25 protein-coding genes and 1 riboswitch are annotated in these 25,610 nt (G+C 47.6%); of the genes, 23 read left to right on the top strand and 2 right to left on the bottom strand.

Going from position 1 to position 25,610, the window contains the following annotated elements; genetic code table 11:
• The first annotated feature begins 4 nt into the window (after positions 1 to 4).
• The 4 genes from J6600_RS13155 to J6600_RS13140 all read left to right on the top strand — a co-directional run bounded on the left by J6600_RS13155 (position 5) and on the right by J6600_RS13140 (position 5,155).
• Positions 5 to 538: a CvpA family protein gene (locus tag J6600_RS13155; RefSeq protein WP_209387484.1), complete on the top strand. Its 534-nt coding sequence runs from the start codon at positions 5 to 7 to the stop codon at positions 536 to 538.
• A 105-nt stretch (positions 539 to 643) separates the two neighbouring features.
• The gene (gene polX / locus J6600_RS13150) at positions 644 to 2,356 is read left to right on the top strand and encodes a DNA polymerase/3'-5' exonuclease PolX (protein ID WP_209387483.1); all 1,713 of its coding nucleotides are present in this window, start codon (positions 644 to 646) and stop codon (positions 2,354 to 2,356) included.
• Positions 2,357 to 2,376: 20 nt separating this feature from the next.
• On the top strand, positions 2,377 to 4,734 hold the full coding sequence (locus J6600_RS13145; RefSeq protein WP_015417955.1) for an endonuclease MutS2: 2,358 nt from the start codon (positions 2,377 to 2,379) through the stop codon (positions 4,732 to 4,734).
• A 16-nt stretch (positions 4,735 to 4,750) separates the two neighbouring features.
• Entirely contained in the window at positions 4,751 to 5,155 is a 405-nt protein-coding gene (locus J6600_RS13140) for a DUF350 domain-containing protein (protein ID WP_003152541.1), read from the top strand.
• Positions 5,156 to 5,293: 138 nt separating this feature from the next.
• On the opposite strand, the gene J6600_RS13135 is transcribed toward J6600_RS13140, so the two are convergent.
• Positions 5,294 to 5,968, bottom strand: coding sequence for a DUF2711 family protein (locus tag J6600_RS13135; RefSeq protein ID WP_209387482.1), 675 nt, complete (start codon positions 5,966 to 5,968; stop codon positions 5,294 to 5,296).
• 105 nt (positions 5,969 to 6,073) lie between these two features.
• Between J6600_RS13135 and J6600_RS13130 the strand changes: the two genes are divergently transcribed.
• The 9 genes from J6600_RS13130 (at position 6,074) to J6600_RS13090 (ending at position 16,706) form a co-directional block, all read left to right on the top strand.
• Positions 6,074 to 7,762 carry an AMP-binding protein gene (locus tag J6600_RS13130; RefSeq protein WP_209387481.1) on the top strand — a complete coding sequence of 563 codons (1,689 nt, stop codon included), beginning with the start codon at positions 6,074 to 6,076 and terminating at the stop codon, positions 7,760 to 7,762.
• Positions 7,763 to 7,850: 88 nt separating this feature from the next.
• On the top strand, positions 7,851 to 8,435 hold the full coding sequence (locus tag J6600_RS13125; RefSeq protein WP_007408119.1) for a fatty acid metabolism transcriptional regulator FadR: 585 nt from the start codon (positions 7,851 to 7,853) through the stop codon (positions 8,433 to 8,435).
• A gap of 13 nt (positions 8,436 to 8,448) precedes the next feature.
• Complete coding sequence (locus tag J6600_RS13120; RefSeq protein WP_015417952.1) at positions 8,449 to 9,228, top strand: enoyl-CoA hydratase; 780 nt, start codon at positions 8,449 to 8,451, stop codon at positions 9,226 to 9,228.
• 13 nt (positions 9,229 to 9,241) lie between these two features.
• Positions 9,242 to 10,015, top strand: a complete 774-nt coding sequence (locus J6600_RS13115) for an electron transfer flavoprotein subunit beta/FixA family protein (RefSeq protein WP_007408121.1) — start codon at positions 9,242 to 9,244, stop codon at positions 10,013 to 10,015.
• Between the two features lie 31 nt (positions 10,016 to 10,046).
• The gene (locus J6600_RS13110) at positions 10,047 to 11,024 is read left to right on the top strand and encodes an electron transfer flavoprotein subunit alpha/FixB family protein (protein WP_021494410.1); all 978 of its coding nucleotides are present in this window, start codon (positions 10,047 to 10,049) and stop codon (positions 11,022 to 11,024) included.
• A 213-nt stretch (positions 11,025 to 11,237) separates the two neighbouring features.
• Positions 11,238 to 12,728 (top strand): alpha-N-arabinofuranosidase, encoded by a 1,491-nt coding sequence (locus J6600_RS13105; protein WP_209387480.1) that lies wholly within the window; start codon positions 11,238 to 11,240, stop codon positions 12,726 to 12,728.
• A gap of 152 nt (positions 12,729 to 12,880) precedes the next feature.
• Positions 12,881 to 13,195 carry a thioredoxin gene (gene trxA / locus J6600_RS13100; protein WP_003152560.1) on the top strand — a complete coding sequence of 105 codons (315 nt, stop codon included), beginning with the start codon at positions 12,881 to 12,883 and terminating at the stop codon, positions 13,193 to 13,195.
• A 142-nt stretch (positions 13,196 to 13,337) separates the two neighbouring features.
• Positions 13,338 to 15,110 carry an excinuclease ABC subunit UvrC gene (gene uvrC / locus J6600_RS13095; protein WP_209387479.1) on the top strand — a complete coding sequence of 591 codons (1,773 nt, stop codon included), beginning with the start codon at positions 13,338 to 13,340 and terminating at the stop codon, positions 15,108 to 15,110.
• A gap of 61 nt (positions 15,111 to 15,171) precedes the next feature.
• A riboswitch (Lysine riboswitch) is annotated at positions 15,172 to 15,351 on the top strand.
• Positions 15,352 to 15,476: 125 nt separating this feature from the next.
• The gene (locus J6600_RS13090; protein ID WP_038459408.1) at positions 15,477 to 16,706 is read left to right on the top strand and encodes an aspartate kinase; all 1,230 of its coding nucleotides are present in this window, start codon (positions 15,477 to 15,479) and stop codon (positions 16,704 to 16,706) included.
• A 46-nt stretch (positions 16,707 to 16,752) separates the two neighbouring features.
• Here J6600_RS13090 and J6600_RS13085 read toward each other — a convergent pair whose 3' ends face one another.
• Positions 16,753 to 17,199, bottom strand: a complete 447-nt coding sequence (locus J6600_RS13085) for a YslB family protein (protein WP_007612940.1) — start codon at positions 17,197 to 17,199, stop codon at positions 16,753 to 16,755.
• A gap of 296 nt (positions 17,200 to 17,495) precedes the next feature.
• Here J6600_RS13085 and sdhC point away from each other — a divergent pair, with 296 nt between their 5' ends.
• The 10 genes from sdhC (at position 17,496) to J6600_RS13035 (ending at position 25,599) form a co-directional block, all read left to right on the top strand.
• Positions 17,496 to 18,104 carry a succinate dehydrogenase cytochrome B558 gene (sdhC, locus tag J6600_RS13080; RefSeq protein ID WP_003152571.1) on the top strand — a complete coding sequence of 203 codons (609 nt, stop codon included), beginning with the start codon at positions 17,496 to 17,498 and terminating at the stop codon, positions 18,102 to 18,104.
• A gap of 33 nt (positions 18,105 to 18,137) precedes the next feature.
• Positions 18,138 to 19,898: a succinate dehydrogenase flavoprotein subunit gene (sdhA, locus tag J6600_RS13075; RefSeq protein ID WP_003152573.1), complete on the top strand. Its 1,761-nt coding sequence runs from the start codon at positions 18,138 to 18,140 to the stop codon at positions 19,896 to 19,898.
• 2 nt (positions 19,899 to 19,900) lie between these two features.
• Positions 19,901 to 20,659, top strand: coding sequence for a succinate dehydrogenase iron-sulfur subunit (gene sdhB / locus J6600_RS13070; protein ID WP_003152575.1), 759 nt, complete (start codon positions 19,901 to 19,903; stop codon positions 20,657 to 20,659).
• A gap of 58 nt (positions 20,660 to 20,717) precedes the next feature.
• Positions 20,718 to 21,155, top strand: coding sequence for an acyl-CoA thioesterase (locus tag J6600_RS13065; protein ID WP_012118126.1), 438 nt, complete (start codon positions 20,718 to 20,720; stop codon positions 21,153 to 21,155).
• 120 nt (positions 21,156 to 21,275) lie between these two features.
• Positions 21,276 to 21,500 (top strand): spore germination transcription factor GerE, encoded by a 225-nt coding sequence (gerE, locus tag J6600_RS13060; protein ID WP_003152579.1) that lies wholly within the window; start codon positions 21,276 to 21,278, stop codon positions 21,498 to 21,500.
• Between the two features lie 186 nt (positions 21,501 to 21,686).
• Entirely contained in the window at positions 21,687 to 22,127 is a 441-nt protein-coding gene (locus J6600_RS13055; RefSeq protein WP_014418574.1) for a MarR family winged helix-turn-helix transcriptional regulator, read from the top strand.
• 7 nt (positions 22,128 to 22,134) lie between these two features.
• Positions 22,135 to 22,953, top strand: a complete 819-nt coding sequence (gene racE / locus J6600_RS13050) for a glutamate racemase (protein ID WP_012118125.1) — start codon at positions 22,135 to 22,137, stop codon at positions 22,951 to 22,953.
• 105 nt (positions 22,954 to 23,058) lie between these two features.
• Positions 23,059 to 24,144 carry a GerMN domain-containing protein gene (locus tag J6600_RS13045; RefSeq protein ID WP_014418573.1) on the top strand — a complete coding sequence of 362 codons (1,086 nt, stop codon included), beginning with the start codon at positions 23,059 to 23,061 and terminating at the stop codon, positions 24,142 to 24,144.
• Between the two features lie 109 nt (positions 24,145 to 24,253).
• Positions 24,254 to 24,991 carry a ribonuclease PH gene (gene rph / locus J6600_RS13040; RefSeq protein WP_007612934.1) on the top strand — a complete coding sequence of 246 codons (738 nt, stop codon included), beginning with the start codon at positions 24,254 to 24,256 and terminating at the stop codon, positions 24,989 to 24,991.
• Between the two features lie 11 nt (positions 24,992 to 25,002).
• Positions 25,003 to 25,599 (top strand): XTP/dITP diphosphatase, encoded by a 597-nt coding sequence (locus J6600_RS13035; RefSeq protein WP_087920775.1) that lies wholly within the window; start codon positions 25,003 to 25,005, stop codon positions 25,597 to 25,599.
• The last annotated feature ends 11 nt before the right edge of the window (positions 25,600 to 25,610 follow it).

Raw genomic sequence — 25,610 nt, 5'->3', positions numbered from 1 at the left:
CCATATGATAGATATCATCATCTTAGTTTTGCTCTTACTGGGCACATTGCTTGGATTAAAAAGAGGATTTATCCTCCAATTTATATATTTAACGAGTTTCATCCTCTCGATTGCGTTTGCGGCGCTTTTTTACAAAAACCTGGCCCCGCATCTGAGCTTTATACCCGCGCCTGATTTTTCCGGCGGGCAGGCGGCTCTGTCTTTTATTAAAGGAAACGTAGAGACGGCTTATTACAACGCGATCGCGTTTGTCATTTTGTTTATCATCGCAAAGATTCTGCTCCGGATTATCGGAGCGGCGCTTAATATCATCGCCAGCATTCCGGTTATTAAACAGATCAACAAACTGCTGGGCGGGGTGCTTGGGTTTCTGGAAGTCTATTTATTTGCGTTTATCCTGTTATACGTCGCATCCGTACTGCCGGTAAGCGCGCTTCAGGATATGCTCGCACAATCGACGCTTGCAAATATCATCACACATCATACGCCGTATCTGTCAGGGCTCCTGCAAGAACTGTGGGCCCAGTACGGGGCATAAAAAACTTCTCTTGACCGGAGAAGTTTTTTTCAAGCTCTGCGTCAGTTGTGCCGGAGGAGAAAAATTTGTATGATGAAAAGCAGGAAACGACTGGGGGTTAACAGTATGCATAAAAAAGATATCATCAGGCTGCTTGAAACGATTGCGGTCTATATGGAACTGAAAGGGGACAACCCGTTTAAAATATCAGCCTTCCGAAAAGCGGCAGCGGCGCTTGAGCAGGATGACCGCAGCCTGTCGGAAATCGACGACATGATGTCTATATCCGGCATCGGAAAAGGCACTTACGGCGTCATTCGTGAATATATGCAGGAAGGTGTGTCCGGCACGCTTCTCCAATTGCAGAAAGAAGTTCCGGAAGGCTTGGTTCCTCTTTTGAAGCTTCCGGGCCTCGGCGGCAAAAAAATTGCCAAGCTGTATCAGGAACTGGGCGTTCATGACGCGGAATCGCTGAAAGAAGCGTGCGAGCAGCAAAAAGTACAGGGGCTCGCCGGTTTCGGCAAAAAAACGGAGGAGAAAATCCTCCAGGCTCTCGGAGAAGCCGGAAAACAGCCGGAACGGTTTCCGATCGGCTATGCGCTCAGCATTGCTTCAGTAATTGAAGAACATTTGGCCCGGCTGACGGATATTCAGAAATATTCCCGGGCCGGCAGTCTCAGAAGAGCGCGGGAAACCGTAAAAGATCTGGATTACATTATCGCTACAGATCATCCGGAGGCTGTCAGAGAACAGCTTCTTTCCCTCCCGAACGTAAAAGACGTGATAGCGAGCGGGGATACAAAAGTATCAGTCATCCTGACCTTTGAATATGAGACGAGTGTGGATTTCCGGCTTGTGACAGAGGAACAGTTTGCCACCACACTGCATCATTTTACCGGTTCTAAAGATCACAACATTAAAATGCGCCAGCTGGCGAAAGAGCGCGGTGAACGGATCAGTGAATACGGAGTAGAAACTATAGAAACGGGAGACGTCAAAACATTCCCGAGCGAAGAAGCGTTTTACGCCCACTTCGGTCTGCCGTTTATTCCTCCTGAGCTCAGAGAAAGCGGGCAGGAGGTCGACACGTACCGGGAAGAAACGGACCTTGTGGAGCATAAAGCGATAAAAGGCGATCTCCACATGCACTCAGCCTGGAGTGACGGCGCTTTTTCCATCAGAGAAATGGCAGAAGCTTGTATGGCAAAAGGCTATCAGTACATGGCGATTACCGACCATTCCCAATATTTAAAGGTAGCCAACGGGTTAACGGCCGAACGGCTCAAAAAACAGGCGGAAGAAATTGACGCGTTAAATGCTGAATTTGAAAATTTTCATATTTTTAAAGGCGTAGAAATGGACATTCTCCCCGACGGTTCGCTTGATTATGATGACAGTGTTCTGTCTGAAATGGATCTTGTCATCGCATCTATTCATTCAAGCTTCAGCCAGCCGGAACATGTCATTATGAAACGGCTTGAACAGGCGCTGACGAATAAGCACGTGGACATTATCGCCCACCCGACGGGCCGCCTGATCGGCAGACGGGCCGGCTATGAAGTCGACATCGACATGCTGATTGAACTCGCCGCCAAAACAAATACGGCGCTTGAACTGAATGCAAACCCCGCGCGCCTCGATTTACGGACTGAGCATCTGATCAAAGCAAATGAAAAAGGTGTGACTTTGGTCATTAATACCGATGCCCATAATATCGAGATGCTCGATGATATGAAAACGGGCGTGACCGCTGCGCGCAAAGGGTGGACGGAGACAAAACATGTGTTAAACGCCCGGCCGCTACACGAGGTCAAAGCATTTCTGACGCGCAATGATTAAGTAAGGAGGATCACAAAACCGTGCAGCAAAAAGTGTTATCATCACTTGAATTTCATAAAGTAAAAGAACAGATTACCGCACATGCCGCCTCATCGCTCGGCCGGGAGAAGCTTCTGCAGCTGAAACCTTTGACGGATCTCTCAGACATCCAAAAACAGCTGGATGAAGTCGAAGAAGCATCCGCGGTCATGCGCTTGAGAGGCCATGCTCCGTTCGGCGGCCTGACCGACATAAGATCCGCTTTACGGCGGGCGGAAATCGGCAGTGTGCTGACGCCGGCGGAATTCACCGAATTGTCCGGGCTGCTGTATGCCGTTAAACAAATGAAGCATTTTATCAGCCAAATGACAGAAGACGGCGTCGGCATTCCGCTGATACAGGCCCATGCAGAAGAGCTGATTACATTAGGCGATTTGGAAAGGGAGATTAATTCCTGCATTGATGACCATGGTGAAGTGCTTGATCATGCGTCTCCCGCTTTAAGGGGAATCCGCACGCAGCTCAGGACGCTTGAATCAAGAGTCAGAGACCGGCTTGAATCGATGCTGCGTTCATCTTCCGCTTCTAAAATGCTGTCTGACACCATCGTTACGATTCGGAATGACCGCTTTGTCATCCCGGTCAAACAGGAATACAGATCAAGCTACGGCGGAATTGTCCACGATACATCTTCATCCGGTGCGACACTGTTTATTGAACCGCAGGCGATCGTAGATATGAACAACTCGCTTCAGCAGGCGAAAGTAAAAGAAAAACAGGAAATCGAACGGATTCTCCGGATGCTGACGGAGCATACGGCTGAACACACACAAGAAATCGCTCAAAATGTGGAAGTGCTGCAGACACTGGATTTCATTTTCGCCAAAGCGAGATACGCAAAAGCGATGAAGGCGACAAAACCACTCATGAACGGAGACGGCTTTATCCGGCTAAAAAAAGCGCGCCATCCGCTGCTGCCCCAAGATCAAGTCGTGGCCAACGATATTGAACTGGGCGGAGATTATTCAACGATCGTTATCACGGGACCGAATACGGGCGGTAAAACCGTTACGTTAAAAACACTCGGGCTGCTGACGATAATGGCGCAGGCCGGATTGCACATACCGGCTGATGAGGGATCGGAAGCAGCCGTATTTGACAATGTGTTTGCCGATATCGGCGATGAACAGTCGATCGAACAAAGTCTGAGTACGTTCTCATCCCACATGGTCAATATCGTCAATATTTTAAAAGACGTGTCTGAAAACAGTCTTGTGCTGTTTGATGAACTCGGTGCCGGAACAGATCCGCAGGAAGGGGCGGCGCTTGCCATGAGCATCCTTGACGAAGTTCACCGGACAAACGCCAGAGTGCTTGCGACAACCCATTATCCGGAACTGAAAGCATACGGATATAACAGACAAGGCGTCATGAATGCCAGCGTTGAATTTGACATTGAAACGCTTTCGCCTACCTATAAGCTTCTGATCGGAGTGCCGGGCCGAAGCAACGCATTTGAAATCTCAAGACGCCTTGGGCTTCCGGAGCATATCATCGGCCAGGCGAAGTCAGAAATGACCGCCGAACATAACGAAGTCGATCTGATGATCGCATCGCTTGAAAAAAGCAAAAAAAGAGCGGATGAAGAGCTTTCTGAAACCGAATCAATCAGAAAAGAAGCAGAAAAACTGCACAAAGAGCTTCAGCAGCAAATCATTGAGCTGAACGCCCAAAAAGATAAAATGATGGAAGAAGCCGAGCAGAAAGCTGCGGAAAAACTGGAAGCCGCCGCAAAAGAAGCCGAACAGATCATCCGCGAACTCCGGTCCATCAAGCAAGAACACAGATCCTTTAAGGAACACGAGCTGATTGACGCCAAAAAACGCCTCGGAGACGCGATGCCGGCTTTTGAAAAATCAAAGCAGCCGGAAAGAAAAACAGAGAAAAAACGCGAGCTGAAGCCGGGCGACGAAGTAAAGGTGCTCACATTCGGACAAAAAGGGGCGCTGCTTGAAAAAACCGGCGAGAAAGAATGGAACGTTCAAATCGGCATCCTCAAAATGAAGGTGAAGGAAAAAGATCTTGAGTTTCTCAAATCGGCTCCTGAACCGAAAAAAGAAAAAGCAATCACCGCCGTAAAAGGGAAGGATTATCACGTATCGCTTGAACTTGACCTCAGGGGAGAGCGTTACGAAAACGCCCTCAGCCGCGTCGAAAAATATTTAGATGACGCGGTGCTTGCCGGCTATCCGAGAGTGTCCATCATTCACGGAAAAGGCACGGGCGCCCTCCGAAAAGGGGTGCAGGATCTTCTGAAAAACCACCGCAGTGTGAAAAGCTCGCGGTTCGGGGAAGCGGGAGAAGGAGGATCAGGCGTAACGATTGTCGAACTAAAATAAAAAGGGAGTAAACGTCATGAATGCTTTTTGGGAAAATGAGCTTGTTGAAATCGCGGCTTATTACAGTGTAGCCGTCTTGTGTCTCGTCATTTTTCTGACCGTGTTTGAATTGGTGACATCCTATAAAAACTGGGTGGAAATCCAAAAAGGCAATCTTGCGGTGGCAATGGCGACCGGAGGGAAAATTCTCGGTATCGCAAATGTCTTTCAGCACAGCATCGCCCAGCATAATTCGCTTTTGCAAATGATCGGCTGGGGCGTATACGGATTTATTATGCTTTTAATCAGCTATTTTATCTTTGAATTTCTGACGCCCCGGTTTAAAATTGATAAAGAAATTGAAAAAGATAACAGAGCTGTCGGCTTTATTTCATTTGTCATCTCAGTCGGCCTGTCATTTGTGGTGGCCGCCGGGATTTAAGGGGACGGGGAAAAATGGAGAAGCTTGCGAAAGTGCTGCTGTCGGCAGCGGGAATTTTTCTGTTCATCGGACTTATTTATCTGGTCATGACATCTTAATACTGAAAAAAGGCTGCCGAACTAGAATCGGCGGCCTTTTTTATTGAGAATACCAGTTTATGCAGGCCGTATCAGAGCAAATGACGGCTTCCCAATTCATGGCGCGGATGACAGACGGCATGTTTTGATCTTCCATGAGAAAGAGTGTCGTAAAAGAATCATATATGCTCATAAAAGCGGCGCGCCGTTTTTCGTCGGCAATGATCATGTCAGCCCGCAGCAATCCGCATACATCCGAAGCCGCCGTTTGATTGAGTGAAAATATGCCTTTCTCTTCGACCGGCTCATAATAAGTGCAGCGCTTTATGCCTTTTGAACGGAACACATCCAAAAGTCCCGGAATTAAAAATGGTGAAGTGACATCATCGCTCGGCAAGTACAGATCGGGATGAAGCCGATTAAACAGCCTGGCGGATTCAGGAAGTGCATATTCCTCCCGCAGTGCCGTGACAGCGCTCATAAGCGCAAGCGCCGTCTCTTTTTCAGAGCGCAATCCGCAAACGGTCATGACGGTCTGCCAGGAAACGGGGCTGCCCATCGCGATGATCTCCTCATCACTCGGATACATATGTTCATAAGGCCGTTTGCGCTTTTGCTCTTCCCACCCATCCGGCATCCGGACAAAGGGATGAAGCAAAAAGGCGGCCGACGTAAACGGCTTCGGCAGCTGGCGCAGGATAGGAACTCCCTCTTCAAAATGCAGCGTTTCCAGCAAACTCAACACCTCCTGAGACTCGAAATTTCACATGAAACGCTTTCCAATTCCAATCACCCTTCTGCTATAATAATAGCGTATAGGAAAACAGAAGGGAGAGGTATTATGCAGTCTGAAAAGCCATGGCTTTCTCAATATCCCGAAGAGATTCCGCATGAGCTTGAATTTACCGATCAAACCCTGCCATCCAATCTGACAAACTCCGCAGCTCAATTCCCGAACCATACCGCCATTTATTTTCTCGGAAAAAAACTCACATTCCAAGACGTTCTCACAGATTCGTTAAAGCTGGCCGCTTTTTTACGTAAAACAGGCCTGAAAAAAGGTGACAGAGCCGCCATTATGCTGCCCAATTGTCCGCAGTCGGTCATCGCTTTTTACGGCGTATTGTTTGCCGGCGGCATTGTCGTTCAGACCAACCCTCTTTACACGGAACACGAGCTTGAGTATCAGCTGAAAGACAGTGCGCCGCGCGTGATCATCACCCTCGATATGCTGTTTCCGAAGGTGATGAAAATGAAAACGTTATCAATCGTCGAACGCATTATTACAACAAGTATGAAGGATTTTTTGCCGTTTCCGAAAAATATGCTGTATACGCTCACACAAAAACAACAGGTGCATATTGATTATGACGGCTGCGAACAAATTCACAAATTAGCGGATATTTTAAAAAACGAAAGAGCGGAGGAAGCGGAGCGATTTGATATTGACCCTGCGCATGACATCGCCGTGCTTCAATACACGGGCGGAACAACCGGCTATCCGAAAGGCGTCATGCTCACACACCGGAACATTCAGGCCAATACAGAAATGTGCGCCGCCTGGATGTACAAAATGAAAAAGGGAGCCGAAAAGGTGCTCGGCATCGTGCCTTTTTTTCATGTGTACGGATTGACCGCCGTGCTCAATTTTTCCATTATGCAGGGATGTGAAATGATCCTTCTTCCCAAATTCAATCCTTTGGATACCCTGAAAACAATCGACAGGCTGAAGCCGACGGTTTTTCCCGGGGCACCGACGATTTACATCGGGCTGTTGCATCACCCGGAGCTGAACAAGTATGATTTGTCCTCCATTGAAAGCTGTCCGAGCGGTTCAGCGGCGCTTCCGGTTGAGGTCAAACAGAAATTTGAAAAAGTGACCGGAGGAAAGCTTGTGGAAGGCTACGGATTATCCGAAGCATCACCGGTTACCCATTCAAACTTCATTTGGGGAAAAAATAAACCAGGCAGCATCGGCTGTCCCTGGCCCAATACCGACGCCGGAATCTATTCAGAAGAAAAAGGCGGGCTTGCGGGGCCGTATGAACACGGCGAGCTGATCGTAAAAGGTCCTCAGGTCATGAAAGGATACTGGAATAAGCAGGAGGAGACGGCGCGTGTCATCAGAGACGGCTGGCTGTTTACCGGAGATATGGGATATATGGATGAGGAAGGATTTTTCTACATCGCCGACAGAAAAAAAGACATCATCATTGCCGGCGGATACAACATTTACCCCCGGGAGGTGGAAGAGGCGCTTTATGAGCATGAAGCCGTTCAGGAAATCGTCGTAGCGGGCGTTCCTGATTCCTACAGGGGGGAAACGGTGAAAGCATTTATCGTTTTGAAAAAAGGCGCCGAGGCAGATGCCGATGAGCTTGATGCGTTTGCAAGAGAGCGGCTTGCGCCGTACAAAGTCCCGAAGCTTTACGAATTCAGAAAAGAGCTTCCGAAAACGGCCGTCGGAAAAATATTAAGAAGGCGTTTAGTCGAAGAGGAAGATGCTTCCCGTGAAAACAAGGTGCCTTAAAAGAAAAACTTGACAAAATCCGGATTCCTTTTTATCATGAAGTTATGAATGAATAGTCATTCATTTATCGAAGGAAGGAACGATGACATTGAACCAAAAACGGCCAAAGTATATGCAGATTATTGATGCAGCAGTAGAAGTTATAGCGGAAAACGGCTATCACCAATCACAGGTGTCCAAAATCGCCAAGCAGGCCGGCGTTGCGGACGGCACCATCTATTTATATTTCAAAAACAAAGAGGATATACTCATTTCTCTTTTTAAAGAAAAGATGGGCCAGTTCATTGAACGCATGGAAGAAGAAGTGAAAGAAAAAACGACGGCAAAAGAAAAACTCGCCCTCGTTATTAAGCAGCATTTCACACTGCTCGGCAATGACCGCCACCTCGCGATTGTGACCCAGCTTGAGCTCAGACAGTCGAATATCAAGTTGCGCCTGAAAATCAATGATATTTTAAAAGGTTATTTAAACATGCTGGACACCATTTTGACCGAAGGAATCAAGTCGGGGGAATGGAAAGACAATCTCGACGTCCGCCTCGCCCGGCAGATGATATTCGGGACGATAGATGAAACAGTGACAACATGGGTGATGAACGATCAGAAATATGATCTTCCGGATTTGTCAGACAAGGTATTGGAGCTGTTGGTGTCAGGGATTCATCAAAACTAAAGGGGGTTGACGGATGAACAGCCTTTCGATGGCGGTAGAACAATCTGTTGCGGTGATCACCATTAATCATCAGCCGGCCAACGCGCTGTCCGGTGCGGTTTTAGATGAGTTGTCCGGTCTGTTCGACCGGTGTGAAACAGATGACAGCGTCAGAAGTATCATTATTCGCGGTGAGGGAAAATTTTTCTCGGCGGGCGCCGATATAAAGGAATTTACGTCGCTTGAAAATCTTGAGCAATCTTCTGCCATGGCGGATAAAGGCCAGCAGCTGATGGAAAGAATTGAAGGGTTTCCGAAGCCCGTTATCGCAGCGATTCACGGCGCTGCGCTCGGAGGCGGTCTTGAGCTAGCCATGGCCTGCCATATCAGAATCGCTACATTGGATGCAAAGCTCGGGCTGCCCGAGCTGAATCTAGGCATTATTCCGGGCTTTGCCGGGACGCAGCGGCTTCCCCGGTACGTCGGTACGGCGAAAGCGCTTGAAATGATCGGCACTTCAGAACCTGTGACCGGAGAAGAAGCGCTCAGCCTCGGCCTTGTCACGATAGGCGCCGAACATGAGGAAGAGCTGCTGAAAAAGGCGAAAACGCTCGCGGGCAAGTTTGCGGAAAAAAGCCCGCAGTCAATGGCTTATCTGCTTGAGCTCCTTTATTCAAACAAGATCTATTCTTATGACGGCGGCTTAAAGCTTGAAGCAAAGCGCTTTGGGGAAGCATTTGCATCAGATGACGCAAAAGAAGGCATTCAGGCATTTCTCGAAAAAAGAAAGCCTCAATTCGGTGGGCGAAGATAAAGGGGATAAGATTATGAATCTATTTGTACTGATGAAACGGACGTTTGACACAGAAGAGAAAATCGTCATTGAAGCAGGAAAGATTCAGGAGGACGGGGCCGAATTTATCATTAATCCGTATGATGAATACGCCATTGAAGAAGCCATTCAGCTGAAAGAAGAGCACGGCGGAACCGTTACCGCTGTAACCGTCGGCGGAGAAGATGCGGAGAAAGAACTGAGAACCGCCCTTGCGATGGGCTGTGACCAGGCGGTGTTAATCAATATTGAAGATGATCTGAGCGATCCTGACCAATACTCCATTTCAACTATCTTATATCATTATTTCAAGGATCGCGAATATGATCTGATTCTCGGAGGAAATGTCGCGATTGACGGCGGTTCCGGCCAAGTGGCTCCAAGGCTTGCCGAACTGCTGAACATTCCTTGCGTCACAACGATTACAAAACTGACAATCAGCGGCGATGAAGCTGTGGCAGAGAAAGACAACGAAGGGGATACCGAAATCATTAAAACCTCACTTCCTTTAGTCATCACGGCACAGCAAGGCTTAAACGAGCCGCGCTATCCGTCGCTTCCGGGCATTATGAAGGCGAAGAAAAAACCGCTGGAAGAACTTGAGCTCGATGACCTCGACATTGATGAAGATGATGCCGCACCGAAGCTCAAAACGATCGAACGTTTTCTGCCGCCGCAAAAAGAAGCGGGCAGACTGATCGAAGGAGAAGCCGCTGAGCAGGCGAAAGAGCTTGTGTCACTGCTGAGAAAAGAAGCCAAAGTCGTATAAACCGATATTAAAGAAACTGGGGGATGTCAGAATGGGAAAAAAAGTGATCGTACTCGGAGAAATTCGTGACGGCGCCTTACGGAACGTCACCTTTGAAGCCATAGCCGCAGGCAAAACCATTTCGGGCGGAGGAGATGTCATCGGCGTGCTGATGGGAAAAGGCGCGGCTGATGCAGCATCAGAACTCATTCAGTACGGCGCCGACAAAGTATTTACGGCCGATGCGCCGGGGCTTTCTCAGTATACGGCGGACGGATATGCCGCGGTTCTCGGGGATTTGATCGAAAATGAAAAGCCTGATGCGGTCATTTTCGGCCACACTTCTATGGGAAAAGATTTGTCACCTAAGCTTGCGGCCCGGTTTGAAACGGGGCTGATTTCAGACAGCACGGATGTAAGCGTTACCGGAGACAACATCGTTTTTACAAGACCGATCTATTCCGGCAAAGCCTTTGAACAGGTGATTTCAACCGATCCTTTCATTTTGGCGACAATTCGGCCGAATAATATTCAGGCATTAGAAAAAGACGCGAACCGGACGGGTGATATTGAAGAGCTTGCGGCGCCTCCGGCAGATTTGCGGACAGTCATTGAAGAAGTAGTCAAAAAAACGGCAGACGGCGTGGATTTATCAGAAGCGAAAATTATCGTAGCAGGCGGCCGCGGTGTAAAAAGCAAAGATGGGTTTGAACCGTTAAAAGAACTTGCCGAGGTGCTCGGAGCAGCGGTGGGCGCTTCACGCGGCGCGTGTGACGCGGACTATTGCGATTATTCTCTTCAAATCGGCCAGACGGGAAAAGTCGTCACGCCGGATTTGTATATCGCCTGCGGCATTTCCGGAGCGATTCAGCACTTGGCGGGCATGTCAAACAGTAAGGTCATTGTTGCCATTAACAAAGACCCGGAAGCGGAAATATTTAAAATAGCGGACTACGGAATTGTCGGCGATTTGTTCGAAGTGGTTCCGCTTCTGACCCAGGAATTTAAAAATGCCAATATTCATTCATAATCAAAACCCTCTGGCTTAATTTGTCAGAGGGTTTTGATTTGTGTTAATTGGTTCGTACAAATTATAGATTAATAAAACAATAGATTGACATGTACGAACCAATGTAATAAGCTTTTGTAAAGCGCTTACAAACTTATCCATTCAGCATACATTCCAGATACATAGATCGGCTGTAGTGCTTTCATTCTTATTAAGGGAAAGGAATGATCAAGTTTGTCTCACAATACGGCAGTCATTCAAACCGATATCACACGGGGAACCATTAATAAAAACATATACGGACATTTCGCGGAACACCTGGGAAGAGGCATATATGAGGGCATCTGGGTCGGAAAAGATTCCGATATTCCGAATACCGGCGGGGTCAGGACGGATGTTGCCGCCGCCCTCAAACAGCTTCAGATTCCCGTCCTCAGATGGCCGGGCGGCTGTTTTGCTGATGAATACCATTGGGCAAACGGCGTAGGGAAACGCAAAACCATGCTGAATACCCATTGGGGCGGGACGATTGATTCCAATGAATTCGGCACGCACGAGTTTATGATGCTTTGTGAACTGCTCGGCTGCGAACCGTACATCGCCGGAAACGTCGGCAGCGGAACGGTTAAAGAAATGGCTGATTGGATTGAATACATGACGTTTGAAGCGGGCACGCCGATGTCCGACTGGAGGAAAGAAAACGGGCGGGAAAAACCGTGGAAGCTGAAATATTTCGGAATAGGAAATGAGAACTGGGGCTGCGGCGGAAACATGCATCCTGACTATTATGCCGACCTTTACAGAAACTTTCAAACCTATGTCCGTAATTACAGCGGCAATGAAATCTATAAAATTGCCGGCGGCGCGAATGTCGACGATTACCGCTGGACTGAAACTTTAATGAAAAAAGCCGCTGATCTCATGGACGGGCTGAGCCTTCATTATTACACAATACCGGGCGACTTCTGGAAGGGGAAAGGATCAGCGACGGAGTTTACGGAAGATGAATGGTTCATCACGATGAAAAAAGCGGCGCATATGGATGAATTGATCACAAGGCACAGTGCCATCATGGATCAGTACGATCCCGAAAAAAGAGTCGGGCTGATCATTGATGAATGGGGCACGTGGCTTGATCCTGAGCCGGGCACGAATCCGGGCTTTCTGTATCAGCAGAATACGATCCGCGACGCCCTTGTCGCCGCCACGCATTTTCATATTTTTCATCAGCACGCAGACCGCGTACAGATGGCCAATATCGCGCAAACCGTCAACGTGCTTCAGGCAATGATCCTGACAAAAGGGAAAGAAATGCTGTTGACGCCGACGTATCATGTGTTTGATATGTTTAAGGTGCATCAGGACGCATCTCTTTTGGCGACAGAAACAAAAGCAGCCGGGTACGAATGGAATGACGGCCGGCTCCCGCAAGTCAGCATTTCAGCGTCCAAACAGCAAAACGGAGACATACATATCAGCATTTGCAATATCGATCATCTGCAAAAAGCTGATGTGAAGATTGAACTGCGGGGCATGAAAAAGACAGGGAAGCCTTCGGGAACGATTCTGCACGCGGAAAAAATGAATGCCCATAATACATTCAGCAGTCCGGAAAACGTCAAACCGAAGCCGTTTTCCGGGTTTGCTCAAAAGAGCGGAAAACTTGAGGCGGAGCTTCCTCCGATGGCGATTGTATTAATCACGCTGCCTGCGGGCCCATCTTAAGTTTTGAACGCCCGCCGCCCGGTTATAATACACTGTATAAAAAAGATTATTTCCGGCGGGTTCGGGAGAAAATAATATAAGCATTAAATTAGCATGAACGAATGGGAGATGCTATACTAAAAATCATCATTTGACAATTGGAGGAATAACAAATGGCTATCGTAAAAGCAACTGATCAATCGTTCTCAGCTGAAACAAGTGAAGGTGTCGTATTGGCTGATTTCTGGGCTCCTTGGTGCGGACCTTGTAAAATGATCGCGCCCGTTCTTGAAGAGCTCGATCAAGAAATGGGAGACAAACTGAAAATCGTCAAAATCGACGTGGATGAAAACCAAGAAACTGCCGGTAAATACGGCGTCATGAGCATCCCGACACTTCTCGTATTAAAAGACGGAGAAGTCGTTGAAACATCTGTCGGTTTCAAACCGAAAGAAGCTCTTGAAGAGCTTGTAAACAAACATCTGTAAGCCGAAAGCTTCCGTTACGGCAGGGCGATTCCTTTGAAAGGGAATCGCCTTTTTTGATCTTCCAAAAGCTGAGAATGGAGAAAAACAAATGTTCGTGATACACTGAATGGACACGAGAAATGAATGTAAGGAAGGGTAACGTATGAATAAACAACTGAAAGAAAAGCTGGCCCTCCTTCCCGATCAGCCGGGCTGTTATTTAATGAAAGACCGTCAAAAAACAGTCATCTACGTGGGGAAAGCGAAAGTCTTGAAAAACAGGGTGCGGTCTTATTTCACCGGTTCTCACGACGCAAAAACCCAACGGCTTGTGACGGAGATTGAGGACTTTGAATATATCGTGACTTCCTCCAATCTTGAAGCGCTTATTTTGGAAATGAATCTAATTAAAAAATACGATCCGAAATACAATGTCATGCTGAAAGATGATAAAACCTATCCCTTTATTAAAATCACCCATGAACGCCATCCGCGGCTGATTGTCACCCGGAATGTCAAAAAAGACAAAGGACGCTATTTCGGCCCGTATCCGAATGTGCAGGCGGCGCGGGAAACGAAAAAACTGCTGGACCGCCTTTACCCGCTCAGGAAATGCTCAAAGCTTCCGGACCGCGTCTGTCTTTATTATCATCTCGGACAATGCCTCGCCCCATGTGTAAAGGATATATCTGGGGAGACAAACCGCGAGATTGTTGAAGACATCACCCGTTTTTTAAAGGGAGGGCATAACGAAATCAAAAAAGAGCTCGAAGCGAAAATGGCAGAAGCGGCGGAAAAGCTTGAATTTGAACGGGCTAAAGAATTCCGCGACCAGCTTGTTCACATCGAATCGACGATGGAGAAGCAAAAAATGACCATGAATGACCTTCTGGACCGCGATGTGTTTGCATATGCCTACGATAAAGGCTGGATGTGCGTCCAAGTCTTTTTCATTCGCCAAGGAAAACTGATCGAACGCGACGTCAGCATGTTTCCGATGTATCAGGAAGCGGATGAAGAATTCCTGACCTTCATCGGCCAGTTCTATTCCAAAAACAATCACTTTCTGCCTAAGGAAATTCTGGTGCCTGACAGCGTTGACAGGGACATGATCAGCGAGCTGTTGGAAACCGCCGTGCATCAGCCGAAAAAAGGCCCGAAAAAAGAGCTGCTTTTGCTTGCGCACAAAAATGCGAAAATTGCTCTGCGGGAAAAATTCTCGTTAATCGAGCGGGATGAGGAACGGTCAATCGGTGCAGCCGAACGGCTCGGTGAAGCGCTGAATATTTATACGCCGCATCGGATTGAAGCGTTTGACAACTCCAATATTCAAGGCACAAACCCCGTATCGGCCATGATTGTCTTTATTGACGGAAAACCGAATAAAAAGGAATACCGCAAATATAAAATTAAAACCGTAACAGGGCCGGATGATTACGGCTCAATGAGGGAAGTCGTCAGAAGAAGATACACGAGGGTGCTCCGCGAAAACCTTCCGCTGCCGGATTTAATCATCATTGACGGCGGAAAAGGGCAGATTAACGCGGCGCGCGATGTGCTCGAGAATGAGCTCGGCCTTGATGTCCCGGTAGCGGGATTGGCGAAAGATGATAAACACCGAACATCCAACCTTTTGATCGGCGACCCGCTTGAACCGGTGTTTCTGGAGCGGAACAGCCAAGAGTTTTACCTGCTTCAGCGTATTCAGGACGAAGTTCACCGTTTTGCGATCAGCTTTCACAGACAGATCCGGGGAAAAAGCGTCTTTCAATCCGTTCTGGATGATATCCCCGGAATCGGCGAAAAACGCAAAAAAATGCTCTTAAAACATTTCGGATCTGTCAAAAAGATGAAGGAAGCAAGCCTTGACGATATCAAAAAAGCCGGTGTGCCGGCCGCGGCGGCCCAGCTGCTGTTTGAAAAATTAAAAAAATAGTATTGTGCTTTTCTGAAAAATCTGCTAGAATGTGAACTAATTTCATAAGATCGTGTTATATGGTGAAGATAGAGGTGCGAACTTCAATAGTAAGCCTTTGGAGAATGATGGATTCTGCGAAAAAGGCTGAAAGGGGAGCGTCGCCGAAGTGTATCACATCCCATCGGTGTGATTTGCTGGCCTTGCATTAAATAAATGTAAGGCTGTCAAGAATTCATTTTCTTGGAGGGCTATCTCGTTGTTCATAATCAATCGTAATGATATGAAAAAGCAATGAGAGCTATTCCTCTCATTGCTTTTTTTATTGTGGACAAAACGCTCTTTTCTCCTCACCCGCACGAACCAAAATATAAAGGGTGGTCTAGTATGGGTCTTATCGTACAAAAATTCGGAGGCACTTCCGTCGGCTCTGCCGAAAAAATTCAAAATGCTGCAAATCGCGCCATTGCTGAAAAGCAAAAAGGCCATGATGTCGTAGTCGTCGTTTCGGCAATGGGAAAATCAACCGACGCGCTCGTTAACCTCGCGGCTGAAATCACATCTGAACCAAGCAGACGCGAGATGGATATGCTTTTGTCTACGGGAGAGCAGGTCACGATTTCGCTTTTGGCCATGGCGCTTCAGGAAAAAGGATATGACGCCGTCTCTTATACGGGCTGGCAGGCGGGTGTCCGCACGGAAGCCGTTCACGGCAATGCGAGAATTACGGATATTGATATCACGGCGATTCGTTCACAGCTTGCAGAAGGCAAAATCACAGTCGTTGCCGGTTTTCAGGGCGTAACGGAAGACGGCGGCATCACGACGCTCGGACGCGGCGGTTCCGATACGACGGCGGTCGCTCTTGCCGCAGCGCTGGAAGCGGATAAATGCGACATTTATACAGATGTTCAGGGCGTATTTACGACAGATCCGCGGTATGTCCGGTCAGCGAGAAAACTGGCGGGAATTTCTTATGATGAAATGCTGGAGCTTGCAAATCTAGGAGCGGGTGTTCTTCACCCGCGGGCGGTTGAGTTCGCGAAAAACTACCAAGTGCCTTTGGAAGTGCGGTCAAGCACGGAACATGAAGCTGGAACATTAATTGAGGAGGAATCATCAATGGAGCAGAATTTAATCGTCAGAGGAATTGCATTTGAAGACCAGATCACAAGGGTGTCCGTTACGGGTCTTGCAAGCGGACTGACAACACTTTCAACAATCTTCACCGCGCTGGCAAAACGAAACATCAACGTTGACATTATTATTCAGACACAGTCGGACGATGGGGAAGCGGATATTTCTTTCTCAGTGAAAACGGAAGATGCCGCGCAAACGGTCGCCGTGCTTGAAGAATATAAAAACGCGCTTGACTATGAAAAAATTGAAACCGAAAGAAAACTGGCGAAAGTCTCTATTGTCGGGTCGGGCATGGTTTCAAATCCCGGCGTCGCCGCGGACATGTTTGCCGTACTGGCGGAAAAAAATGTACAAGTCAAAATGGTGAGCACATCTGAAATAAAAGTATCAGCGGTTGTTAGTGAAAATGATATGGTGAAAGCGGTCGAAGCGCTTCATGATGCGTTTGAGCTTTCTAAACAGCCGTCTGCCGTATAAACGGGCAGGCAAAAAGGCGGGACTTGGAGTCACCGCCTTTTTTCAATTATACAGGGTCCTTCATATCCCATTTTACGGTCAGGACGACTTTATCCGCTCTCTTTTTTACCTGTTCATAAGATTCTGCAATCTGATCGTTCATCAATTGAATCTGTTCGGCTATAAAACCGGCTTCAAGCTGAAAACAAGGCTCTTTCTGATGTTTGAGCCTGCTGGATACGAGCGGTCCTTCCAGTTCAAATTCCAGTTCTTGTTTTTTTGATCCTGCGTTTGTCAAAGTTCCCCAGCCGGCTTTTTCAAAAAAGGCGGGGATTTCTTCCCACGATTGAAGAGGAAATTTGCGGGCGAGGCGTTTTCCCGCCCAATACATCATCGATGAATGTTCCGGGCCGAGGATATCCGGAAGCACGATTTCCCGGATTAATTCGTAGCCGTATGCGCTGACGTCGAGTTCAGTTAAAGGTTCTAAAGCTGCTTCATAATTATTCTTCATATTATGTATTCCCCTCTCTCCTTCGTTTATTATAGCTTAAACAGGGGGGAGGATTACAGGATGATCCTATAAAACAAGCGAAAAAATGTGAGAAAGATATCGCAGGAAAATAAAATTTTCCCTCCAGATAATCAATTCCGAAAATTATAATTTATGTACACGTTTTCTTGACGCCCTTTTGAGGGAGGAGTAAAATGAAATTGTCAATAAATTTTAATAAAGTGCTTACAATTGAAACGAAGTGGGGGCAGAGATTTTAGTACATTTCGCACTTAAATCAAACAGGGGGTAAAGTAATGTCTGGGAACAGAGAGTTTTATTTTCGAAGATTGCATTCCTTGCTCGGTGTTATTCCGGTCGGCATCTTTTTGATCCAGCATTTAGTCGTCAACCAATTTGCCGCAAGGGGAGCGGATGCGTTTAACAAGGCGGCCGGCTTTATGGACAGTCTGCCGTTCAGGTATGCGTTAGAAATTTTTATTATTTTCTTACCTTTAATTTATCATGCGGTTTACGGTGTGTACATAGCATTTACTGCGAAAAACAACGCTGGCCACTACAGTTATTTCAGAAACTGGATGTTTGTGCTTCAGCGTGTCACTGGTATTCTCACCCTTATTTTCGTCAGCTGGCATGTGTGGCAGACGCGGATTGCCGCGCAGATGGGCGCTGAAGTCAACTTCGATATGATGGCGAATATTCTGAGCTCGCCGTTTATGCTCGGCTTTTACATTGTAGGCGTTTTATCGGTCATTTTTCACTTTTCAAACGGCTTATGGTCTTTTGCGGTCACATGGGGGATCACGGTCACGCCGCGTTCTCAAAGAATTTCGACTTACGTGACGCTGATTATATTTTTAGCGCTTTCATATGTAGGTTTAAAAGCGATTTTTGCGTTTGTGTAAGAGAACTAGATTACTAGAGGGAGAGGGGCTATCATGAGTCAATCAAGCATTATCGTAGTCGGCGGGGGTCTTGCCGGCCTCATGGCGACAATTAAAGCAGCGGAATCAGGCACGGCCGTTAAATTGTTTTCCATCGTTCCGGTCAAACGCTCTCACTCGGTCTGCGCGCAGGGCGGGATAAACGGAGCTGTCAACACAAAAGGGGAAGGAGACTCTCCGTTTGAGCATTTTGATGACACGGTATACGGAGGCGACTTTTTGGCAAACCAGCCTCCTGTAAAAGCGATGTGTGAAGCGGCGCCGTCCATTATCCACTTATTGGACCGCATGGGGGTTATGTTTAACAGAACGCCGGAAGGGCTTTTGGACTTCCGCCGTTTCGGGGGTACACAGCATCACAGAACCGCATACGCGGGAGCGACGACGGGTCAGCAGCTTCTTTACGCACTGGACGAGCAGGTGCGCAGATATGAAGTGGCGGGTCTCGTCACAAAATATGAAGGCTGGGAATTCCTCGGCGCCGTTCTTGACGATGAGCGCACGTGCCGCGGTATCGTAGCCCAAAATCTGACCAATATGCAAATCGAGTCATTCCGTTCTGACGCCGTTATTATGGCGACGGGAGGACCCGGAATCGTATTCGGAAAATCAACAAACAGCATGATCAACACGGGATCTGCCGCATCAATCGTTTATCAGCAGGGCGCTTATTATGCAAACGGCGAATTTATCCAAATTCACCCGACAGCAATCCCGGGGGACGATAAACTGCGTCTGATGAGTGAATCGGCGCGCGGCGAGGGCGGAAGAGTCTGGACGTACAAAGACGGAAAACCTTGGTACTTCCTTGAGGAAAAATATCCGGCTTACGGAAACCTCGTACCGCGGGATATTGCGACACGTGAAATCTTTGACGTGTGCGTGAATCAGAAACTCGGCATCAACGGAGAAAACATGGTGTATCTCGATCTGTCGCACAAAGATCCGAAAGAGCTTGACGTTAAGCTTGGCGGCATTATCGAAATCTATGAAAAATTCATGGGCGATGACCCGCGCAAGCTTCCGATGAAAATTTTCCCTGCCGTTCACTATTCAATGGGCGGACTGTGGGTTGATTATGATCAGATGACAAGCATCCGCGGACTGTTCGCAGCGGGTGAATGTGATTATTCAATGCACGGAGGAAACCGTTTAGGGGCGAACTCTCTGCTTTCCGCCATCTACGGAGGAATGGTGGCCGGACCGAATGCGGTGAAATATGTTTCCGGACTTGAAACTTCAGCGGAAGACCTGTCTTCTTCATTATTTGATTCCTATGTGAAAAAAGAAGAAGAAAAATGGGCCGATATCATGAAGATGGACGGCGACGAAAATGCCTACGTGCTTCACCGTGAGCTCGGAGAATGGATGACGGCCAACGTCACGGTGGTCCGCCACAACGACAAGCTTTTGAAAACGGATGACAAAATCCAAGAGCTGATGGAACGCTTTAAGAAAATCAATATCAACGATACGACAAAATGGAGCAACCAAGGCGCGATGTTCACCCGCCAGTTCTCCAATATGCTTCAGCTTGCCAGAGTCATCACGCTCGGCGCATATAACCGAAATGAAAGCCGGGGAGCGCACTATAAACCGGATTTCCCTGAAAGAAATGACGATGAGTGGCTCAAAACGACGATGGCTAAACATGCCGGTCCGTTTGAAGCTCCGGAATTTGAATATCAGGATGTCGATGTATCACTGATTGCGCCCCGTAAACGCGACTACTCGAAGAAGAAGGTGGCGAAATAATCATGAGTGAGAAAAAGATACGGTTTATCATTACACGTCAGGATACGCCCGAAAGCGCGCCATACGATGAAGAATTCGAAATCAATTACCGCCCGAATCTGAACGTGATTTCCGCCCTGATGGAAATCCGCAGAAATCCCGTGAATGCAAAAGGAGAGAAAACCACTCCGGTCGCATGGGACATGAACTGTCTTGAAGAAGTATGCGGCGCCTGCTCCATGGTCATCAACGGGAGACCGCGCCAGTCATGTACGGCGCTGATTGATAAGCTGGAACAGCCGATCCGTCTGAAGCCGATGAAAACATTCCCGGTTGTCCGTGACCTTCAGGTTGACCGCAGCAGAATGTTTGATTCACTGAAAAAAGTGAAAGCATGGGTGCCGATTGACGGGACTTATGATTTGGGGCCGGGGCCGAGAATGCCGGAAAAACGCCGCCAGTGGGCATATGAATTGTCTAAATGCATGACATGCGGCGTCTGCCTCGAAGCCTGCCCGAACGTCAACAGCAAGTCGAAATTCATGGGGCCTGCCCCGATGTCGCAAGTGCGTCTGTTTAACGCCCATCCGACGGGCGCGATGAACAAAGCAGAACGTTTAGAAGCGTTAATGACAGACGGCGGCCTTGGAGATTGCGGGAATTCACAAAACTGTGTGCAATCCTGCCCGAAAGGCATTCCGCTTACGACTTCAATCGCCGCTTTGAACAGAGATACCAATTTACAAGCATTCCGTAATTTCTTCGGAAGCGACAGAGTATAAGAAAGAGAAAAAGAGCCTCTTCCGCACGGGAGAGGTTTTTTATAAGGAGCTGAAGATGATGAAACAACCGCAATATATTGATATCCCGTTTGAAGAATGGAGACAGTCGTTTTCTTTCTTTACTGAAGTATCGGTTCGTTTTTCAGAAACGGATATGTTCGGCCATATGAATAATGTAACCCCTTTCATTTATTTTGAAGAAGCACGGATCGCTTATTTTAAACAGCGAGGCATAACGGCGCAAAACTCGGAAACGATGACGGTCGTCGCAAGCCAGCAGTGCGACTATATGCGTCAGGTGATGCCGTATGAAAATCTGCGGATTTATGTGAAAGCAAGCGCTGCCGGAAATGCGTCCGTCACCCTTCATTACCTTGGAGAAAATGAGTCGGGCCTGCCGTGCTTTACAGGTTCCGTCGTTATGGTTCAAGTGTCGAAGAAAAGCGGCAAAGCGGTCAGCTGGACGGAGCGGGAGAAAGGCATTCTGCTCGCCTGAACGGATAACTATTTCTCTAAGAGACGTCACCTCCGAAGCGCCCTTTACATATGATATCTTGACTATATAAACCCATTCGTTTCAGATTCGCTCTCACCTTAGCAAGGAGGGTTACAATACTTGAAGGAGAAAGATTTTCAATCAAAGCCGCTGCTGACCAAAAGAGAAAGAGAAGTATTCGAATTGCTCGTTCAAGACAAGACAACAAAGGAAATTGCAAGCGAGCTATTTATCAGTGAAAAAACTGTACGGAATCACATTTCAAATGCCATGCAGAAGTTAGGTGTGAAAGGGCGTTCGCAAGCTGTTGTCGAGCTTCTTAGAATGGGTGAGCTAGAGCTCTGATTCTTGCCGGTTTTCCTTCTTTTCGAGAAGGAGCCGGTTATTTGCGTTGGCGCCCGGGCTGATGGGCATGCGGTGAAAATCCCGGTTTTTCCTTTTTCTCCGTCAGTCTTGCATTTTCTTAAAAAAAGAAGGAAAATAGACACGGAGCGCATAGCCCAGAAAGATCCTTGAGTGAGGGATGGACAAATGACATCAAAATCTGTAGAGCATGTTGCGGATATCGAAAAATCACTCCGCCATATCGCTGCGATCATTAAACAAAAAGGAAGAGAAATCCTTAACCAATATGCAATTACACCGCCGCAATTCGTGGGGCTTCAATGGCTTTATGAATTGGGGGATATGACAATAGGCGAATTATCAGCCAAAATGTATTTGGCTTGCAGCACGACGACGGATCTGATAGACCGCATGGAAAAAAATAAGCTTGTCGAGCGGGTCAAAGACCCGGCTGACAGACGGGTCGTCAGAATTCATCTTCTCGCTGAAGGAGAGCGCATTATCCAAGAAGTGATTTTGAAAAGACAGGCTTATTTGCGGGATATGTTTGCGACATTTTCCGAAGAAGAAACAGCCGCTTTCGAAAAATCATTATTGAAACTGCAGCATGAAATGAAAAGAAAATGAGGCGATTTTGTTGGAACAGCCGATAGGAGTCATTGATTCCGGGGTTGGCGGGTTAACCGTTGCTAAGGAAATCATGAGACAGCTACCGAAGGAAAATATCATCTATGTGGGAGATACAAAACGCTGCCCGTACGGCCCGCGTCCTGAAGAAGAAGTTCTTCAATACACGTGGGAAATGACCGATTACCTGCTGGAAAACCACCATATCAAAATGCTCGTGATCGCCTGTAATACGGCCACGGCCATTGCCTTGGAGGATATTCAGCGCAAAACGGATATTCCGGTTGTCGGAGTCATTCAGCCGGGTGCGAGAACGGCGATAAAGGTCACGAAAAACCAGCATATCGGCGTCATCGGCACGGTCAATACCATTAAAAGCAGAGCATATGAGCAGGCGCTGCTCGGATTAAACGCAGAACTTCAAGTTGAGAACACGGCTTGTCCGCTGCTCGTGCCGTTTGTGGAAAGCGGACGGTTTCTTCAGGAATCAGCGGAGGAAGCGGTTGAAGCATCGCTTGAGCCTTTAAAAGGTACATCAATTGACACCTTGATTTTAGGATGTACGCATTATCCGATTTTAAAAGATCCGATTCAGAACTATATGGGGGAGCATGTGAAAATCATTTCCTCCGGAGACGAGACGGCGAGAGAAGTGAGCACCATCTTGTCTTATAAAGGTTTGTTAAACCAATCGAAACATGCACCGGAGCATCAATTTCTTACAACGGGAGAGCGGAACGGCTTCGCAAAAATTGCCGAAGACTGGTTCGGCCACGAAATCGGCCATGTCGAGTGCATCTCCCTTCAAGAGCCGGTCAGAAAATAAATCAAAAAACCCGCTGTTTACGGCGGGTTTTTTTGCGCTTCGCGGTCTATTTCCCGGACAGGGCTCGTATACATCATAGTACAAACAGCCTTAGGAGGGAAAAGTATGCTGAAAAAAGGACCTGCAGTCATTGCTGCAACATGTCTTACTTCGGCTTTTGTGTTATCTGGATGCGGTTTGTTTCAATCCGATAAAACAGCCGGGGAAATTGACCCGCCTCAAGACATTTCATATGTAAAGGATGAAGCGGGAATTCAGGCAAAACCAAAGCAGTCAGAGAAAAACGGCACTTCTAAAGCCGACCAGCCGGCCAATACAGTCATGCGAGAGCTGTATCTGATTGATAAAAACGGCTATGTCGCAGCACAGACACTGCCTCTTCCGAACAGTGAGGGAACCGCAAAGCAGGCCCTTGAGTATTTGGTTCAGGGAGGGCCTGTGTCAGAAATCCTGCCGAACGGCTTCAGAGCGGTGCTCCCTGCGGATACGACGGTAAATGTCGATATTAAAAAAGACGGCACTGCCGTCGCTGATTTTTCGAAGGAATTTAAAAACTATAAAAAAGAAGACGAACAAAAAATCCTGCAATCGATTACATGGACGCTTACCCAATTCAGCTCAATAGATAAAGTCAAAATCAGAATCAACGGGCACGAGCTGAAAGAAATGCCTGTGGGCGGCACGCCGATTACGGGCGACTTAAGCAGAAAAGACGGGATTAATATTGAAACGGCCGGAGTGAATGATCTGACAGACACCCATCCGCTGACTGTATATTATCTGGCGGAAACAGAGACAAGCGAATACTACGTACCTGTCACAAAGCGGATTGACAATTCGGAAACAAATGACATCACCGCTGCCGTTGAACAGCTCGCCGACGGACCGGGCAAAGCAAGCGGGCTTTTGACGGACTTTAATAACGATGTTAAGCTTCTCAGCAAGCCGAAAGTGAAAGACGGCCAGGTTACACTGGACTTTAACAGCTCTATTTACGGAAGCGCCGACGAAAAAACAAAAATGGTATCATCGGGCGTACTGGACAGCATCGTTCTCACGTTAACCGAACAGCCGTCGATCAAAAGTGTTTCTATAAAAGTAAATGGAAAATCAGAACTGGTGAATGAAAAAGGAGAATCCCTTTCAAAACCTGTTTCGAGGCCGTCACAAGTGAATACGGGTAGTTTTTAATTTGCGATTTTTGATATACTAGTAAAAAAGAGGTTAGCGTTCCGGCTGCCTCTTTCTTTATTCACAATCCGGAACAAAAGGTTTATGTACATATAATCGGAGGTAAAATATGAGACACGACGGAAGACAGCACGATGAGCTGCGCCCTATCACATTTGATTTGGATTTTATCACTCACCCGGAAGGCTCTGTTTTAATTACAGCGGGAAATACGAAGGTCATCTGTAATGCATCTGTGGAAGACCGGGTGCCGCCATTTTTACGCGGCGGAGGAAAAGGCTGGATCACAGCGGAATACAGCATGCTTCCCCGCGCGACGAATCAAAGAACGATAAGAGAATCTTCAAAAGGAAAGGTCTCCGGCAGAACGATGGAAATTCAGCGGCTGATCGGGCGCGCGCTCCGGGCCGTCGTTGATTTGGAGAAGCTCGGCGAACGCACGATTTGGATCGACTGTGACGTCATTCAAGCTGACGGCGGAACAAGAACGGCTTCCATTACGGGCGCCTTCTTGGCAATGGCCATTGCGATCGGCAAACTCGTAAAAAGCGGCGTTATCAAAACCTCTCCTGTGACAGATTATCTCGCGGCCATTTCTGTCGGGATGGATAAAGAAGAAGGCCTTCTTTTGGATCTGAATTATGAAGAGGATTCGGCGGCTGAAGTCGACATGAATATTATCATGACGGGAAGCGGACGTTTTGTAGAGCTTCAAGGGACGGGCGAAGAAGCCACATTCTCCCGCGAAGATTTAAACGGACTGTTAAGCCTTGCCGAAAAAGGAATCCAGACGCTTATTCAAAAGCAAAAAGAAGTGCTGGGAGAAACATTGCCTGAACTGAAATAAGAAAGAGAGGCCTGATCACCGTGAAAGAAGCCATTATTGCGACACACAATCAGGGAAAAGTGAAAGAATTCAAGGAAATACTCGAACCGAAAGGCTACAGCGTCTCTTCTTTGGCGGAAATCGGATTTACGGAAGAAATTGAGGAAACCGGACATACCTTTGAAGAAAACGCCATCTTAAAAGCGGAAGCCGTGGCAAAAGCCGTAAACAAAATGGTCATTGCAGACGACTCCGGTTTATCGGTGGACAACCTTGGAGGCAGACCGGGCGTTTATTCAGCCCGTTATGCCGGAGAAGCAAAAGATGATAAGGCGAATATGGACAAGGTGCTGTCAGAATTAAAAGGCATCGAAAAAGAGCAGCGCACGGCCCGTTTCCGCTGCGCCCTTGCCGTCAGCATGCCGGGGCAGGAAACAAAAACGGTCGAAGGTCATGTTGAAGGGTATATTGCGGAAGGACCCGAGGGGGATAACGGGTTCGGCTATGATCCCATTTTTATTGTAAAAGACAAAGATAAAACCATGGCCCAGCTGACAAGCGCTGAGAAAAACAAAATCAGCCACAGGGCTGAGGCGCTCAAGAAACTGTCAAAGCTGCTTGATTCATAAGGGGGAGCGTA

Source organism: Bacillus sp. LJBV19 (assembly GCF_017797845.1).
GTDB lineage: Bacteria > Bacillota > Bacilli > Bacillales > Bacillaceae > Bacillus > Bacillus velezensis.
This window is presented reverse-complemented; position numbering and strand designations above follow the sequence as displayed.